The organism is Paenibacillus sp. MY03 (assembly GCF_002165585.1).
GTDB lineage: Bacteria > Bacillota > Bacilli > Paenibacillales > Paenibacillaceae > Pristimantibacillus > Pristimantibacillus agaridevorans.
This window is the reverse complement of sequence record NZ_MXQD01000010.1, coordinates 236,530-254,182: the sequence shown is the minus strand read 5'-3', so window position 1 is coordinate 254,182 and position 17,653 is coordinate 236,530. Positions and strand designations below refer to the sequence as shown.

General features: G+C 54.0%; 14 protein-coding genes and 1 other annotated feature. Of the genes, 3 read left to right on the top strand and 11 right to left on the bottom strand.

All coding sequences use genetic code 11. The features are described 5' to 3' along the window. The first annotated feature begins 3 nt into the window (after positions 1–3). Complete coding sequence (locus tag B1748_RS12615; RefSeq protein WP_306299323.1) at positions 4–885, top strand: carbohydrate ABC transporter permease; 882 nt, start codon at positions 4–6, stop codon at positions 883–885. 30 nt (positions 886–915) lie between these two features. Next, positions 916–2,973, top strand: coding sequence for a TIM-barrel domain-containing protein (locus B1748_RS12610; RefSeq protein WP_087568263.1), 2,058 nt, complete (start codon positions 916–918; stop codon positions 2,971–2,973). 130 nt (positions 2,974–3,103) lie between these two features. On the opposite strand, the gene B1748_RS12605 is transcribed toward B1748_RS12610, so the two are convergent. The 6 genes from B1748_RS12605 to rlmN form a co-directional block, all read right to left on the bottom strand. After that, positions 3,104–4,531, bottom strand: coding sequence for a glycoside hydrolase family 32 protein (locus B1748_RS12605; RefSeq protein ID WP_087568262.1), 1,428 nt, complete (start codon positions 4,529–4,531; stop codon positions 3,104–3,106). 116 nt (positions 4,532–4,647) lie between these two features. Next, positions 4,648–5,076: a DUF1801 domain-containing protein gene (locus B1748_RS12600; protein ID WP_087568261.1), complete on the bottom strand. Its 429-nt coding sequence runs from the start codon at positions 5,074–5,076 to the stop codon at positions 4,648–4,650. Between the two features lie 267 nt (positions 5,077–5,343). Further along, on the bottom strand, positions 5,344–6,516 hold the full coding sequence (locus tag B1748_RS12595) for an aminotransferase class I/II-fold pyridoxal phosphate-dependent enzyme (protein ID WP_306299322.1): 1,173 nt from the start codon (positions 6,514–6,516) through the stop codon (positions 5,344–5,346). 56 nt (positions 6,517–6,572) lie between these two features. Continuing rightward, positions 6,573–6,812 (bottom strand) — a binding site (T-box leader). 190 nt (positions 6,813–7,002) lie between these two features. Continuing rightward, complete coding sequence (locus tag B1748_RS12590) at positions 7,003–8,352, bottom strand: ABC transporter permease (RefSeq protein WP_087568259.1); 1,350 nt, start codon at positions 8,350–8,352, stop codon at positions 7,003–7,005. Then, positions 8,349–9,095: an ABC transporter ATP-binding protein gene (locus tag B1748_RS12585; protein ID WP_087568258.1), complete on the bottom strand. Its 747-nt coding sequence runs from the start codon at positions 9,093–9,095 to the stop codon at positions 8,349–8,351. The genes B1748_RS12590 and B1748_RS12585 overlap by 4 nt, the downstream gene beginning before the upstream one ends. Before the next feature lie 1,466 nt (positions 9,096–10,561). After that, positions 10,562–11,623 (bottom strand): dual-specificity RNA methyltransferase RlmN, encoded by a 1,062-nt coding sequence (gene rlmN / locus B1748_RS12580; RefSeq protein WP_087568257.1) that lies wholly within the window; start codon positions 11,621–11,623, stop codon positions 10,562–10,564. 210 nt (positions 11,624–11,833) lie between these two features. On the opposite strand from rlmN, the gene B1748_RS12575 reads away from it, so the two are divergent. Further along, positions 11,834–12,697, top strand: a complete 864-nt coding sequence (locus tag B1748_RS12575; RefSeq protein ID WP_087568256.1) for a pentapeptide repeat-containing protein — start codon at positions 11,834–11,836, stop codon at positions 12,695–12,697. Between the two features lie 5 nt (positions 12,698–12,702). On the opposite strand, the gene B1748_RS12570 is transcribed toward B1748_RS12575, so the two are convergent. From B1748_RS12570 to B1748_RS12550, 5 genes are all read right to left on the bottom strand, one after another. Then, the gene (locus B1748_RS12570) at positions 12,703–13,827 is read right to left on the bottom strand and encodes a TlpA family protein disulfide reductase (protein ID WP_087568255.1); all 1,125 of its coding nucleotides are present in this window, start codon (positions 13,825–13,827) and stop codon (positions 12,703–12,705) included. A gap of 22 nt (positions 13,828–13,849) precedes the next feature. Next, complete coding sequence (locus B1748_RS12565) at positions 13,850–15,034, bottom strand: S-layer homology domain-containing protein (protein ID WP_087568254.1); 1,185 nt, start codon at positions 15,032–15,034, stop codon at positions 13,850–13,852. 151 nt (positions 15,035–15,185) lie between these two features. Next, on the bottom strand, positions 15,186–15,536 hold the full coding sequence (locus B1748_RS12560) for an MmcQ/YjbR family DNA-binding protein (RefSeq protein ID WP_087568253.1): 351 nt from the start codon (positions 15,534–15,536) through the stop codon (positions 15,186–15,188). A 96-nt stretch (positions 15,537–15,632) separates the two neighbouring features. Then, positions 15,633–16,376 carry a Bax inhibitor-1/YccA family protein gene (locus B1748_RS12555; RefSeq protein ID WP_087568252.1) on the bottom strand — a complete coding sequence of 248 codons (744 nt, stop codon included), beginning with the start codon at positions 16,374–16,376 and terminating at the stop codon, positions 15,633–15,635. Between the two features lie 375 nt (positions 16,377–16,751). Then, the gene (locus B1748_RS12550) at positions 16,752–17,621 is read right to left on the bottom strand and encodes a carbohydrate ABC transporter permease (RefSeq protein WP_087568251.1); all 870 of its coding nucleotides are present in this window, start codon (positions 17,619–17,621) and stop codon (positions 16,752–16,754) included. Positions 17,622–17,653: the final 32 nt, after the last annotated feature.

The following is a 17,653-nucleotide window of genomic DNA, read 5'->3' as shown; positions in this document are numbered from 1 at the left end:
ATGATGAACTATCGTATGGATGGCAAAAAAATATTCACCATTTTCAATTATCTATTTCTTATTGTATTGGGATTGATCTGTGTCGCGCCGCTGCTTAACACCTTGGCGATCTCTCTCAGTTCGGCGTCGGCGGTCGCTATGGGCGATGTGCTGTTTTTCCCGTCCAACTTCTCGCTCGACGCCTACGCCTTCATCGCTACCCGTTCGGAATTTTTAACCGCTTTAAATGTTTCCGTGATGCGTGTCATCGTGGGCAGCATTTTGCAAATGCTTGTCACTTTTATTTCGGCTTATCCGCTTTCCAGGGAAAACCGGGATTTCAGCATGCGTACCGTCTACGTCTGGTTTTTTATGTTTACGATCCTTTTCAGCGGGGGCATCGTTCCTTTGTACATGCAGGTGAAAACCTTGGGCATGCTGGACAGCATGATGGCGCTTGTCCTGCCAACAAGCCTGGCCGTCTTTAATATCGTTCTGATGATCAACTTTTTCAGAATTCTTCCGAGGGAGCTGGATGAGTCGTTTCGTATCGACGGGGCCGGACACTGGACCCTTTTATGGCGACTATACTTCCCCTTGTCCCTGCCTGCTTTCGCAACGATTTTGCTGCTTGCCATGGTAGGACACTGGAATAGCTGGTTCGATGGCATGTTATTTATGAATCAGACCGAGAACTACCCGATCGCCACCTACTTGCGATCGATTATCGTCAGCTTTGATTTCAGCAATGTACGGTCCGAAGACGCTGCGCTGCTGGCCAGCATTTCACCGCGTACGACCAAAAGCGCGCAAATCATATTGGCTACATTGCCGATTTTGTGCGTATATCCGTTTTTGCAGCGTTATTTCGTCACCGGTCTCGTTCTGGGCAGCGTCAAGGGATAGTCTAACATTCATGATGAAGGAGCAAGAAAAATGATAAAAATAGCCAGCGGGATTTATAAAATGACCTTCGGTACGCCCGAAGCCATTACGCCTGTTTCGGTACTGCAGCCCGGGACCCGCTTCGAGGCCATAAATGTTTTAAAGGATCATCCGCTTCCATTCCTGCAGGAAGACATTGTATTCGAGCCGCGCAAAGGTTCGGTTCTATTGGACATTCCTCTGGAGCCGAATGAAGAGGTTTACGGTCTCGGCTTGCAGCTCAAGTCGTTCAGGCAAAGCGGCAGCAAAAAGAAGCTGCGCACCAACTCCGATCCGGCAGCGGATTTGGGAGATTCCCACGCACCCGTCCCTTTCTATGTCAGCACTGCCGGCTACGGCGTTCTGATCGACACCGCCCGTTACGCTACCTTCTTCTGCGGAGGCTGCAAGCGAGTCGGCAGTCGGCAGGATGAGGAAGGCTTTAAGTCGGCCGGCACGGAGAAGGGGCACTGGGAAGTCAAAAAGGGGAGCGGCAATATGCTTGTCGACATCCCGGCGGCCGAAGGGGTCGACATCTATATTTTCTGCGGCGACGATATGAAGGACGCGGTCTCCCGTTACAATCTATTCAGCGGCGGCGGCGCATTGCCGCCCATGTGGGGACTTGGCGTTTTGTACCGGGCCGATTGGCATGCCAATCAAGAGGATGTGCTGAGGCTCGCCCGTCAAATCAGGGAGGATGACATGCCTTGCGACATCTTTGGTCTGGAGCCGGGCTGGCAAACAAACGCCTATTCCTGCACCTACGTTTGGGACAAAAGCCGATTCCCGGATGAACGGGCGCTAATCCGCGAATTAAATGAAATGGGTTTCCGGCTTAACTTGTGGGAGCATGCTTATGTGCATCCCGAAAGTCCGATTCATAACGAATTGAAGCCCTATTCGGGAGACAGCTATGTGTGGGACGGCCTGGTGCCGGATTTCACGCAACCGCAGGCCAGAGAAGCATTTGTCGGCATTCATCAATCGACCATCGATGCCGGGTTATCCGGCTTTAAGCTCGACGAATGCGACAATGGCGATTACATCGGCAACTGGGGATTTCCCGATTTTGCCCGGTTCCCGGGAGGAGCGGACGGCGAGCAGATGCACAGCCTGATGGGGCAGCTTTATCAGCAGACGATGCTGGACCCGTTCGTAGCCGCCGATCGCCGCACCTACGGGCAAGTGCGTGCCTCGCACGCGCTCGCGGCTCCTTATCCCTATGTCCTCTACAGCGATCTTTACGAGCATAAGGATTTTGTGCGGGGCATGGCGACGGCCGCATTCTCCGGACTGTTGTGGTCTCCGGAAGTCCGGCAAACCGCAACCAGAGAAGAACTTCTGCGCCGGATTGGCGCCGTCATCTTTTCGCCATTGGCCGTCCTTAACTGCTATATGATCCCTTCTCCTCCGTGGAAGCAATACGATCACGATAAAAACCATGCAGGCGAGTGGCTGGAGGACTGGCCGCAGTTGACGGAGCAATGCCGCCAGTTGCTGCAGCTCAGAATGCGTTTGATTCCCTACCTTTATGCGGCATTCGGCAAATACAATGTGCAGGGTGTCCCGCCCATTCGTCCCCTGGTGCTCGATTATCCCCATGATCGCGAGGTGTTCGATTGCTTCGATCAGTTTATGGTCGGAGACGATTTATTGGTTGCGCCTGTTGTCTACGGCAGCGGCGATATCCGCAACCTTTATTTGCCGGAAGGCCGCTGGTACGAATGGTCTGCAGGCCAATGGATCGATGGCGGCCAATGGATTACGCGCCAGGTGCCGGTAGATCAGGTGCCGATGTTTATTCGAAAAGGAGCGCTGATTCCTTGGGCGGCGCCTGTCTCAAACGTGGAGGATGGCGGCTTGCTGGAGCTGCATCCCGTATTATACGGTGCGGACGAGGGGAGCTGTTCCCTGCTATGCGACGATTCCACAAGCTATGCCTATCAGAGCGAAGGGTTAACCTTCGGTACAATCAACGTATCCGTAGACCGTACTGTCAGCGCAGATGCCGTCATCTCCAGACGATATACGATCGGGGACGTGACATTCGTCAAGGACGAGGCGTAAACGAATGGCGAATCGGAATACCGGATCGGATCGCCGGATCTGATTTCCGGATCACCTCATCCACGAAGCGGGCACCCTCACAAGTCTTGTAGACTTGCAGGGTGCCCGCTTCTAACATCTTTATGATTGATTACTCCATAACCGGCTCCAGCTGCCGGATGTCGAACCTGGCGCTGCCTTCGCTTACGAATATGCCCCATCCGCCGCTTTTAAAGTCGTACAGTCTCGTGCTCATGGCAACCTCTCCATTTACATAGACCACACATACTTCGCCCTCCAGATAAATCTGCAAGGTACACGGCTTCTCCGGCGCCAACTGCACGGGACGTTCCATGCCAACCGCATAGGGAACATCGCCCTTGCGCGGCCACTGATCCACAACAATTCGGCTTCTTGCCGGCTCAAGACGAATCATGTAGCCTTGCTCCAATGTTTCATCCGTCCGAAGAATAAATCCGCAGCTTTTCGTGTTGCTGTCAAACTCAATCTTGGCTTCCAGCTTGATCGCTCCTACCGGCAGCAGGCCGCCATAAGCGCAAGCAAAATGATCGGGAGCGTCAACCGTTGCAGAACCTTCGGCAAAAGCCCACTGCCCGAGAACCTTGCGCAAAGCAATGTCGCTCTCCAAGGAAAACATCCCGTCCACCGTGTCCGGAGCTTTCACCGTCAAAGCGCCGTCCGGCTGCTGCCGTATTTCGTGCACGACCAGATTGCCGCCCCATTGCCAGGTGCCGCCATCATGCTCCCCTTCCCGGGTCGGGTTCCACCCGAATGCGTATCGCCGCTCGCCGTCGCTCCACGTCTTGGCCGCATAAAACGCCCGCGTGTCCAACGCGTCGTTGTCCGGCGCCAGCCACGGCCCCTCCAGCGACCGGCTCATCCGGTAATGGGTTACCGTACGATCGGAGAAGGTCGAATAGATCAGATACCACCAATCTCCCATACGGAACAAATCGGGGCATTCGTGAGTGGTATACAGATACGGCGCCCAAAACGGATCGCGCACCTCCCAAGCCGTCAGATCCTTGGAGGCGCACAATGCGACACAGCCGCGGCGATTGGCCGGGCCTTCCTTGAGCCGGGCTGCAAGCAGCATCCAATATTCCCCCGCCTCCTCGTTCCAGAAAACAAAGGGATCTCGCCAATCGTGCACTTCGTAGCGATCCTCAGGCGCAAAAAAAGCATCCTCCGGCTTCTTCTCCCAGTGCAGCATATCATGGCTGACCGCATGCATGACCGCTTGCTGTTTCTTGCCTTGCGCCGGATAATGGAAGTTGTTGCCCGTATAGAAAATATGGTAAAGGTCGTCTACCTTCAGAATGCAGCCCGTATAAATATACAAATCCTGTTCCGACTCGCCGCCTCGCGGCAACACTTCGCCATACTCCTTATAATGAACAAAATCTTTGGTTCCGAGCAGGAACCACGGCGTGCCTTCGCCATACTCCTCCCTGTTGCGCCAGTCTTTTAAATACAGCAATCTGAATTCCCCATCCTCATAAAAGGGAATAACATCAGCGAGCCAGCCGTCCTCCGGCTTGTAGAATAGATTGTTCATTGTTCATCTTCACTCCCCCATATTGGCTTAAAGCCTATTATAAATAGGGGGGAACGGGCTATCTACTCGCCAATCTTCACTTTTGACTATCCGGTTTGGACCTGCTTTACTTCCGATCAACCCTCGGAGGGATAGGTTGCCTGCAAATAATCAACGGTAGCGACGATCAGCCGCTTTAGCACATCGAGATCGATATCGGCCAGCTTGTTGACGTAGACGCAAGCCGCCCCGGTCGTATGTTTGCCGAGCGCCTTCAGCAGCTCCTCGCGTTCCGGCTCGCATGCCGTCAAGTAGAGGCTGATCTTCGCCTTTCGCGGGGAGAAGCCGGCAAGCGGCGCATCCCCTTCGTGGCCGCTCGCGTATTTATAATGATAAGAGCCGAAGCCGATAATGCTGGGTCCCCACATCTTGGCTTCGTAACCCGTCGTCTCCGAAAACAATTCCAGCAGCCGGTAGGCATCCTCCCGCTTCTTGGGACTTTCGACCGCTTCAATGAATTCAATTACGCTATGTTCGGTTTCCTTCATCTTCGGCTCGTAAGCCATCTGCTTCATCTCCTCATCGCCGCTCTCAATGGAGTCGGCGTTTTACTATCTCATCTGCCAACGCGAGAATAAAGGGACCAGCCCGTTATGCTCTCTAGCCTTGCAACACGTCGTCTCATGCATTCAAAATAGCAAAAATAACGGCGAACCGCAATCGCGGCCCGCCGTTCCCAGTTCGGCAATTCTGCTCGGGGGGCGAGCCGAATTGCCTAACCCTGTACTACGCGACGGCCTGACGGGGGTTTCACTTGTCTGGTGCACGCTGCGCTACAGCGTTCTAAGGAATTGCCCCATCCGCTCCAGCGCCTCGTTAATTTTCGAAAGAGAAGTCGCGTACGAGCAGCGGAGGAAACCTTCGCCGCCTTGTCCGAAGACGTCGCCCGGCACCGCAACCACCTTAGCCTCGCTCAATAGTCTCTGCGCAAATTGCTCCGAGGTTAGCCCCGTATGCGCGATAGAGGGGAACGCGTAGAACGCGCCAAGCGGCTCGTGACATGGCAGGCCGATTTCCTGCAAGCCTTTAACGATTACTTTGCGCCGCTGGCTGTACGATTCGACCATAAAGTCCTTCTCTTCCCGCCCGTTCCGCAGCGATTCGATCGCCGCGATCTGGCCCAGGATCGGCGCGCACATAACCGTATACTGATGGATCTTGAGCATGGCCCCGATCAATTCCCGATGTCCGCACGCGTAGCCTACTCTCCATCCCGTCATTGCAAAGGACTTGGAGAACCCGCCGACAAGAATGGTCCGATCCTTCATACCGGGAAGCGAGGCGAACGAAACGTGTTTGCGATCGTAGGTCAGGTCCGCGTAGATTTCGTCGGCAATGACCACGAGATTATGTTCCTGCACAAGCTTCGCGATCGGCAGCCAATCCTCGTAGGACATAACGGCTCCCGTCGGATTGTTGGGATAACACAACATAAGAACCTTGGAGCGCGGGGTCAGCGCCTTCGCCAGCAACTCGGCCTTCAGCTTGAATCCATCCGCTGCGAGCGTCTCCACGGCCACCGGCACGCCGCCGCCAAGATGCGTAATCGGAGAATAGGAGATATAACATGGCGTCGGAATAAGAATCTCATCGCCGGGCGTCACGATGGCGCGCAGCGCCAGATCGATCGCCTCGCTGCTGCCGACCGTAACCAGCACCTCGTTTCCCGGCTCATATTGCACCTTGAATTCGGCGTGCTGGTATTCGGCGATGCCTTCCCGCAGCTCCGGAAGGCCCGAGTTCGGCGTATACGACGTTCTGCCCTTCTCCAGCGCGGTAATGCACGCATCTCTGACCAGCTTCGGGGTGGCGAAATCGGGTTCCCCCACTCCCAGCGAGATGATGTCTTTTCTGCCGTCAATCAAGTCGAAAAACTTCCGTATGCCCGAAGGTTTCATATCGCGCACCGCCTTGGATACGAAGTCCCCCATGTTAAGCTCTGCCATTGCCATTCTCCTCTCTTGTCATGTATCCCATAGACAACAAAAAAGACCCGTCCCCATAAAGGGACGAGTCTGCACCCGTGTTACCACCCTAGTTTCGCTTCCAAATGAAGCGACACTCCGCTCACGTATCCATCAATACGCGTTCCTTGTAACGCCGGAATTGCGGCAGAGCTTACTCTAGGTTCAGCCTGCTTCTCGGAGATGGCTTTCCGTTAGCGCCCGAACGTTGGTTTGCACCAGCCCCAACTCTCTGCGGATCGTTCGCTTAACGTACTCTTTCTCGTCATCGAATTTCAATTGCATATGAAATTAGTAGCAATCATAAATCACAACGCGATGCTCTGTCAATGACAATCGACTGACATCAGGTAAGATGGTCGCCTCCGCCCGCCATGAGTGGGCCGCCGATGTAAAAGCCGAGACGCTGCTGCGCTCGCCCTTTGTTCATCTGCCATGAAGGGAATGGAACAGTCAGAGCCGCGTCCCTTACACTTCGCGCCGCAGCGCGCTCAGAACGTCGATGCGAGTCGCCCTTCTCGCCGGCCGCTGGCCGGATATCAGCGCTACGCCAAGCGCGATCACGCAGGTTAGCGCTGCCAGATATGGAGGAATGACCGAAAATTTGAAGTCTGCCGGGAGAGTCTCCTCCATAAGCACTTCGATCATGATGGGCAAGCCTGCGTTCACGGCAAAGGAAATAGCGTACGACACCACGGTGCCGATAATCGCCCCGAACAAGCCGATCAAGCTGCTCTCCAGCAGGAACACTCGTCGAATCACGGACGGATGCGCGCCGATCGCCTTCATAATGCCGATATCCTGCGCCCGCTCCGTCACCGCCATCGTCATCGTATTAAAGATGCCGATGGATGCAATCAGGACGGCAATCGTTCCGACGAAGATGAGACCGATCTTCATAATGGTAAAGAGCATGTTTACCTGCTTTAGCTCATCCGCAATGGAATGGTTGAAGTAACCTTGCTCCCGGATCTTCTCCGCGATGCCCTTTACCTTCGAAGCATTTTCCGCAACGACGGTTACATCCTGGTATTGACGCTCGCCGGTCGGCTTGGGAAGCTGCTCGATCAGCTTTTGCACCTGCTCCTTCGTCGGCGCCACCTCAAAGTACGGCAGTTCGCCGAGCTGCGTGCCGGTAATGGCTTCGATCTGCGTCAGCATCTCTTCGCCCATGTAGATATTGCGGTCGCGATTCCATTCCTTGGTCGGCTGCTCCGCGACGCCGACAATGACGGTCTCCAGCGGCTTCTTCGCCAGCTCTCCGTCCTCGTAATAGCTTACCTGCAGCGTCATTGTTTCGCCAACCCACTCCGAGGCAGCCGGCAGCTCGCTAGACGGCCGTCCCTCCTCGTCCATGACTTCGCGAATATGATAGCCGATGACGATTTCATTATTCCCTTCGGGAAGCCGTCCTGCGCTGAGGCCGAAGCCCGCTTGCTTCTCCGCTTCGAAATCCATGCCGATTCTCTGATTGACGTTAACCGGATTGCCATCGATGGAAGGATCCATATACTGCTGGATATAATTGCGGTAAGTGACCGCCTTGACGTTAGGGAGCGACTGGAAGTAGTCGATGTCTCCGTTTTGAATGCCTTGCGTATCGAACTTGTCGGGATTTTTGCCGTAGATCGTAATTTCCGTTACCAGCCGGTCCCCGGTAATCTCCTCGACCATGCTCTGCTGCAGACCGAAGCCGACAGAGGCGAGTACGGTCAGGAATGCGCAGCCCATGGCCGTCGCCAGCACGGTCATGAACAAACGGGTTTTGTTGCGTTTCATGTTCTGTCGTACAAATCGTAGTTGATCGCCAAACTTCATGAGTGATGTCCTCCCTTCGCCAGGTCAAACGTTTCCTTGATGCTTTCCACCGAAACGAGCGGCGCCTGGCGAGCCAGCCTGCCGTCCTGAAGACGGATTGTGCGATGAGCGACGGAGGCAACCTGATCGTCATGCGTAATGATGACGAACGTGATGCCAAGCTCATGATTGAGCTGCTTGATCATCGTCAGCAGCGACTTTTCGTTTTCGCTGTCGAGACTGCCGGACGGCTCGTCCGCCAGCACGATCGGCGGCTCCAAAACAAGCGATCTCGCGACCGAAACCCGCTGCTGCTGCCCGCCGGACAGCTCGCTCGGATAGTGGCTGGCGAATGCCGCGATATCGACGTTCTCCAGCATTTTCTCGACCCGCTTCCGTCGTTCTGACTGCCCCACTCCCTTGAGCACGAGCGGCAGCTCGACATTCTCGTAGGCGGTCATGCTCGATATAAGCTGAAAGTTTTGAAAAATAAAGCCGTAATGCGCCAATCTGAAATCCGCCCAAGCTCCCTCGTCCAGCTTCGTGACCATTCGTCCCGCTACCGTAATTTCTCCAGCCGTAGGCCGGATATAGCCGGACATGAGATTCAGCAGCGTCGATTTGCCCGATCCGCTCCGGCCGACGATAGCTACGATCTCTCCTTTCTCCACGCTGAGATCGATATCATGCAGAACCGGTACGATCCGCTCCTTGCCTTTCTTGCCTATCTTGAATTGATGACTGATGCCCATCATCGTGATCATAAGTTCCCATCCTTTCGCATTCGTTAATCCGATAGTTCAATCATAACCCTCATTTTGTAAGGCAACCGTAAGCGAAGCTAAAGAAAACCTTAAGATAGCTTTAGAAACCTCTAATCCCTCCTCACATGCCCAAAAAAACGATGCAATTTTTGCAATTTATGCATTCCTCAAGCCCTATTTTGTACAAATATGTATAAATACCTATTTGAATCTACAAAAAAAGGACCCACTGCAACGTGCAGGGGGCCATCGATTTTTGGTCTGTTGTCTCGAGTAGCAAACTACTTTACCTGATCGGCTCCTGGTGCACGTCAACATCGAAGCTGTGCAAGCACCTTCTCATAAGAAAGTCTTTCAAGTGTCCCATTTGCAGCCCCATCGTTGCAAGCGGAACAGAGCGCATGTAGATTCCTGCTCATTCCGAGGCTCACCAACTCTTCTTCCCACTCACTGCTATCTGCTACTTCTCTTAATGTATCAGAATCTGTTACCTTACCTACATTGTCATAGAAGTATTGTTTGAACATCGCCTTTGCACCTTGCCTTTTGGTGATCTAGTCATGCTATTTCCCTCGCTTTGGCTTACGCCAACTTAAATGCAGACGCGCGGCGAGCTTTAGATCGATGGCGCCGACTTAAATCTTGGAATGCAGCCTGTCGGCGAGCTTTAGATCGATGGCGCCGACTTAAATCTTGAAAGGCAGCCAGGCGACGAGCTTTAGATCGATGGCGCCGACTTAAAGCTTGAAATGTAGACGGGCGGCGAGCTTTAGATCGATGGCGCCGACTTAAATCTTGAAATGCAGCCAGTCGGCGAGCTTTAGATCGATTTCGCCGAAATTTTATACTCATTCGATCGCCTGGCCCTTCAGACGCATCATTGTACTCGAGATTTCATACTCATTCGATCGCCTGGCCCCTCCGACGGACCATTGTACTCGAAATTTCATACTCATTCGATCGCCTGGCCCCTCCGACGGACCATTGTACTCGAAATTTCATACTCATTCGATCGCCTGGTCCCTCCGACGGACCATTGTACTCGAAATTTCATACTCATTCGATCACTTGGACCTCCAGATGCGCCATTGTACTCGAAATTTCATACTCATTCGATCGCCTGGCCCTTCAGACGCATCATTGTACTCGAAATTTCATACTCAATCGAACGCACAGCCCCTCAGACGCGCCATTGTACTCGAAATTTCATACTCAATCGATCAATTGGACCTCCAGACGCATCATTGTACTCGAAATTTCATACTCGTGCATGTCGGTCGACATATCCGCCTTCCGCCTGCTCATTAACCGCCCGTTCAATCCCCGAATTATATAAATTCTATATAAAGAACAACGGCAGAAATTCATAACTTCCTAATTAATGAAAACCCCTCGGCGGGGAGCCGTAAGCCTTCGCTTACTGTCTCGTCCGCCGAGGGGTATCGTCTACCTATGGGCTGCGATTTTCAATTCGCCGCCTTCATCTGCTTGCTTCGCAGCTGTCCGCAAGCCGCGTCGATATCCGCGCCATGCTCCAGCCGCACGCTTACGCTAATGCCTTGTTTCTTCATGACGTCGTAGAACGCGCGGATGGAATCCTGCTCGCTCCGTTGATATTGGCTATGCTCGTCGACGGGGTTGTACGGAATCAGATTCACGTTAACGAGTCCCTTGCGCGGCTTCATCAGCTCAGCCAGCTCCAGCGCCTGCTCCGTTCCGTCATTGACGTCCTTCAGCAGGATGTATTCCATCGTCATTCTCCGGCGGGTTTTTTCCAGGTAATAATCAATGGCATCCATCAGCTTCTCGATCGGAATCGCCTTGTTGATCTTCATGATGCGCGTACGCAGCTCGTTGTTCGGCGCATGGAGCGATACCGCCAGATTGACGCCTAGATCGCCGTCCGCGAATTCCCGAATCTTGCCCGCGAGACCGCTCGTCGACACCGTAATATGGCGCGCGCCGATGGCAAGCCCTTTGTGATCCTTAACGATGCGGATGAAGTCAGACATATGCTTATAGTTGTCGAACGGCTCGCCTATGCCCATGACGACGATATGGCTGACCCGCTCCCCTTTGCCGGCCGCATCCAGATGCAGCTGCACGTTCGCGATCTGCTCCACGATCTCGGCGGCGGTCAAGTCGCGGCTCTTTGCCAGCAGCCCGCTCGCGCAGAAGCTGCATCCGATATTGCAGCCGACTTGCGTAGTCACGCAGACGGACAGACCAAATTTATGGCGCATCAGCACCGTCTCGATCAGATTGCCGTCCGACAGGCGGAACAAGAATTTTACGGTACCGTCGACGGACTCCTGCTTTACGTGCTCTTCCATCGTGCCGATGACGAAGTGTTCCTTGAGCAGGGACACGCAGGTCGGATGTACTTCCTCCATGCGGTCAAAGTTCGTTATGCGTTTGCGGTACAGCGATTCCCACACCGCCGTGGCCCGGAACTTCTTATGTCCGCGCTCCGCCAGCCAATCCGTTAATTGTTCTATAGTCAGTCCATAAATGGATGGTTTGCTCATTGTGCTTCCTCTCTTCATGCCCTTGTGTCGGCCACAAATTCCTTTGGCGCTGGACATACAGCCTTATTGTCCCAAAATTCCAAGCGGAATACAAGAGCAAGGACCCGCAAAGAAAAATGGTATAAAATAACTAAAATGATTATTTCCATTGAGCATCGGCCAATCGAAGGCTAAAGTGAAAGAAAACCAGAACGAAAGCAGGCAAACGAAATGGATACAAACATTGGCGCCAAGGCAACTCCTCCAGACAGAGAGCTCAGGGCCCGCTGCGAGAACTGCTTCGGTCTCTGCTGCACGGCGCTGCCATTCGAAGCCTCCTCCGACTTCGCCGCCACCAAGGCGGCCGGTACGCCATGCCGGCATCTGCAAGTGGATTATCGATGCGGCGTTCACGACAGGCTCAGGGACATCGGCTACCGCGGCTGCACCGTATTCGATTGCTTCGGCGCGGGACAACGCGTATCTCAGGAAACCTTCGGGGGAACAAGCTGGCGAGACGAACCCAAGCTGGCCGGGAACATGTTCGACGCTTTCCATGCGATCCGTTTACTGCACGAATTGCTTTGGTATTTGGGCGATTTGTTAGCAAGGCAGGAGACTGCGGGCATTCACGAGAAGCTTCGGCAATATGCCGCGGCAACGGATGCCCTGGCATCGCTGCCCGCCGAAAAACTGCGCCAACAGGATATCGCGGCACATCGAATGGACGTTAATCTTGTGCTCATCCAAGGGAGCGAGCTTGTGAGGAATGGACTCGTTCGCGGAGGCAAAACTGCCTTGCCAAAATATAAAGGAAAACCGATCGGTCCCAGAATCGACCTCATGGGAGCAAACTTAAGGGGCATGGACTTGCGAGGCTGCAATCTTAGGGGAGCCTATCTCATTGCGGCCGACCTGTCGGGAGGGGATCTGCGGTCAGCCGACATGATCGGAGTTGATCTCCGGGATACGAATCTATGCGGAGCAAATCTGAGCGACAGCTTGTTCCTCACGCCATTTCAGATCCATGCCGCCAAGGGAGACAGGGACACGTTACTGCCTCCGGCATTGGAACGACCATCCCACTGGGGATAAGGCCATTATTGTTCTACAGGGTACTTGTCGCGTACGCGCTCTATGCGCTTCTTCATATCGTCGTAGCTGATCGCGCCAAGGAAACGTTCGCGAATGATGCCGTCTCCATCTACGATGAAGGTAGCCGGATAGGCCGCTACGCGGTAATCGTCCGCGGCCCTGCCTCGCCGATCCAATACGATCGGGAAGTCCAGCGACCGCTTTTCTACGTATTGCCGCACCTGTTCCTCGCCTTGCTCCTGGCTCGTCACGTTGACGGACAGAATCGCTACATCCCCGCCCTGCTCCCTATAAACTTCATGCAACTTCTGGACATGCGGCATCTCCGTCATACAAACCCGGCACCATGTCGTCCAGAAGTTGACGAGCACCGTCCGCCCCTTGTAATCCGCCAGCGCGACTTCTTCTCCAAATAAGTTATTCAATTCAAAAGCCGGTGCGATATTTCCCGCCCGCGCTCCAACGCCCGAATTACCGTTGCGGTTCTCGATCCGCTCCATCAGCCGCTCCGTCTGATCGAACGCCATATAGCTGACTAGCACCAGCAGCAGCGCCAGCCCGGCGCCAGGAACAGCCATTCGCCGCAAACCGCTTTCCGCACGGGCGCTTCCCTCTCCGGGGTCCTCTTCTGCCGCTTTCCTTGGCCTAATCCGCCATATTCCGGCCAGCAGGAATACGCTTGTTGCAGACACGAACATGCCCAGCCAGTGCGCATACCCCGCAGAAGCCCTGTCCAGAATGATGATCGCCATCAAATAGACCGTACTCCAGCCTGCTGCGAATGCACCGGTAATTCTCCAGGCATCGGCTGCTCCATACATTTTGCCATAACGATATTGGAGATAGGTTAATCCGCACACGCAAGCAAGCCAGAAGCCGATCGTTCCACCGTCATAATAGAGCAAAGAAAGAGGCTGCCGAATAACGGCAACCGCATCAGTGAGAATGAGGCTTCCCTTCCAAACCGCAATCCATATCCCTATCGCGTTCCAGGCAGGAGACGTATCCCGCTCGCTTCGCCCTCTAAGCCGCAATCGGACCGCAAACAATCCCATAAGACCTGCGGCCAATACGACCAGAAGCTCCGCATTGAGCACCAGCGAGCCAAGCTGCAGATTCGTCACTGCCATTCACGTCCTTCCCGTTCCTTGTCTACTTCCTTACGTACACGCCATCGCCGTGCGAGCCTACGGCAGCTGCCTTGTAGACGCCTTTGTCATCCACGAGGACAAATAGTTCGTAAAATTCGAAATCATCCTCGAATCCAAGCGGAAGCTCCATAAGCACATAATAAGGCGTTACCTTTTTGCCGTCCACCGTAACCGTCCCGTATTGCCATACGCTAAGCGTCTCGGCTTCGAGGTAGTCGTTTCCTTCCGTCGCTTCAATCGTGCCGGCAAATACACCGTCTGCAGTCAACTCGGCACGGGTAGATCCGTAGTACCCGAACTCTCCCCACTCGCCGTCAAGCTCAAAGGAGCTCCACTCGTAGGGCAGCGCAATAGAGGTTTTGCCGCCAGAAGCACGCTTAAAGAAAGCATCGAATGCCGCTTCTTCTCTTGCCCCTTTGTACAGCTCCAGAACTTTGGCAACTTCGGTCGTGTATACAAACTGTCTCCGGGAAGCCTCGGCATATCCCTCATCGTCGCCGGAGTAACTGTCGGCAATCGGCTCGTAAACAAAATCTTGCATCATCGGGTTGTATAAGTAAATGTTCGCGTCGCTCATGAGCCAATCGCGATGCTCTTGGCTGATGGACGGAATCAAATGGAAGAAGTATAATTCTTCCTCTTCATCGATCGACAACGCGAGCGTGGATACCATCAGCTCGAATACATCGCTCCGATACAGATTTGCCGTTGCCGGCTTATCCGCGTCCAGCCAAATGCCCAGCTCCCAACCTTCTTCGACCGCGTTTGCATAATCGATTTCGTAGCCGGCCGTGCGAGCCAGCAGGGTAACGGCTTGCTGGTGGGTGATTTTGTTGCCCACGCCGAACTTGCCTTGCCCGATTCCCGTCGTGACGCCATTTGCGTACGCCTTCTCGATATCCGCATACGCCCAGTGCGTCTTCGGCACGTCGGAGAAGGTCGGCACGGCCGGCGGAGCGAACGGCTTGTCGCCTTCGCGCTCGCTCAGACGGTTCACGATCGCGATCATCTGGGCGCGGTTGATCTCTCGATCTTCTTGCAGCCCTTCATTTGTTCCGTTAATCAAACCTAGTTCGAACAATACTTCCCCGTGAGTCATCGACTTCGCTTCGCCTTCGGCGGCGTAAGCAGCCGTCCCCATGCTCATCAGCAATAGAACAGCCGTGAGCAGCAACCATCTCTTCAACAACTTGTCCACCTCTACCGTCTCGTTTTATTTTCGACATCCCTATTTTCATTCGACAAATTCCTCATTTTCCCTTCAAGCTTTTCAAGGGATCTTTCTAAGCCAGCGACAAAGATCACCGACATCTGCTTGCTGTAATCCTTATCTAAGCTTAGCCAAGCTCCGCCCGTTGCGCTTTCGTCAACCCTTTGACGACCAGTTCGTAAGAGTGGCGGATCATCTCTTTGATGTCGTTATCCGGGACCGAGCCGTCTATCGTAACGGTATTCCAATGTTTTTTGTTCAAATGGTAACCCGGCTTCACCGCTTCATGTTCCATTCGCAGGAGCTCTGCCATATGAGGCTCGCATTTCAGCGAGATATTATCCACGCTTCCATTCGTTCCGATCAAAGCAAACATTTTGCCGCCGACCTTCATGACCAGCGGATCCGGCCCGAACGGATAGTCCTCCATCGCGCCGTTTAACCCTTTGCAATACGCCGTCAGTTCCGCTCTCTTCATTCCCGCACACCTCTGCTTTCTATAAGATTAACGTAAAAAAAGCGGGACCGCCGTCCCGCTTCTTTGCTCCATATGTACGGCTGGCTGCCGCCGTAATTAGTCTCTGCTCGCCAGCTTCGAAAGCAGACGGAGAATCTCAATGTACAGCCAGACGAGAGTCACGAGCAAGCCGAACGCGCCATACCATTCCATATACTTCGGAGCGCCTTGCTCTGCGCCGGATTCGATGAAGTCGAAGTCCAGCACCAGGTTGAGCGCCGCTATAATAACGATAACGATGGAGATGCCGATGCCGATCCAGTTGCTCTCGTGCAGGTAAGGAATCGTGACGCCGAACAAACCCAGAACGAAGCTCAGCAGGTACAGCAGCATAACGCCCATCGTAGCCGCGAATACGCCAAGCTTGAAGTTCTTCGTCGCTTGGATGATGCGGAAGCGGTACGCGACCAGCAATGCAATAAATACGCACATCGTCAGCGCCGAGGCTTGCAGCGTAATGCCGTTGTACAGGCTCTCGAATTGCGCGGAGATCGCGCCAAGAAACAATCCTTCGCAAGCCGCGTAGATCGGTACCAGATACGGGGCCGCCGTTGGCTTGAAGCTGATAATAAGCGCCAGGATGAAGCCCGCAATCGCGCCGCCGATGGCCAGCGCCATAATGTTCGTTTGTCCGTTCGCGTACATGCTCCAGGAAGCGAATGCGCCGCCCAGCAGGATGGCGAGCGTAATGAACATCTTGTTTACAGTGCCTTCGATCGTCATGCGTTCTCCGCTGACGAGCGAGCCTGTCTTTTCGAACGTTGAATCTCTTAACGTGGGATTGCCGCTGCGTCCTAACACGCCATGATCACCTCTTCGGATAGATTAGTCCTATCGTATCATATTCTTACAGTTCTGACATCATGTCCTTATGAGACTATTTCTGCAGGAAAACCATATCCTTGGGGTCCGGGTAGACCTCATATTGGTGCAACAGCGCTTCTCTTGTCCGTTAGCTTTCGCATATGCCCCATTTGCCCCGAATAGAGTCGTCTGTGTCCGTTACACCGCGCGTTAGCAGTTGCCATCGAGTAAGGTCGGGCGCTGCTTGCCAGCATAACGCCTTCGACACGCCGCAACCTGCCATTATAGCGCCTTCGCCTCGGCGCACCCCCAGCACAACGAGGCGCCTGCGAGCCCGTACCCCCGCACAAAAAAAAGCCCGGACAAAGGCGATTAACCTTTGACCGAGCCTGCGACCATACCCTTCATGATCTGCTCTTGGAAGATCAGATAGATGACGATGGTCGGGATGACAGCGATAAACATCGCGCCCATGGTCAAGCTGTAGTCCGTGCCGAAGCCGTCCGAGAAAAGCGAGAGGCTGAGCGGCAAAGTCTTCAGCGCTTGCGAGTTGATAAACACCAGCGCGAAGGAGAAGTCGTTCCAGAAGCGCAGAAACGCCAGGATGGTAACCGTCGATATAACCGGCAAGCATAGCGGGAAGATGATGCGTCCGAATACGCCCCACCAGCCGTTGCCGTCGATCATGGCCGCTTCCTCTACTTCTCTCGGGATCGAGGCCAGGTAAGCCATGCCGAGGAAGATCGCGATCGGCAGCTCGAATGCCGTGTACGGCAGAATAAGCGACCAGTACGTATCCAGCAAGCCGATCTTGTTCATAAAGATAAAGAGCGGCACGAGCGTACTGTGAATCGGGATCAGCATGCCCAGCAAGAAGATTCCCTTTATAATGTTGTTCATCTTGAAAGTGAAACGCTCCAGCGCGTATGCCGCCAGCGTGCCCAGCACGATGGTCAGCACGACCGCCGCCAAAGTTACGATGGTCGAGTTGATTAACGCTTGACCCATCTTTCCCAGATCCCAGGCTCTCGTTATGTTGTCAATCTGGAAGTTCTGCGGCCAGGCATAAGGACGGTTAAAAAATTCCTGATTCGACTTGAACGCGCTGATCATCAACCAATACAGGGGGTACAAAGTCACGGCTGCATATACGAGCAGCAATGCTTTAACCACGCCGGAGACCGGCTTCCGCCAGAGCGAACCGTTCGAATCCGAGGACCGGACGTCAGTCGTTCCTTGCATCGTCTATCACTCCTTCATCCGGGTGCTGATTA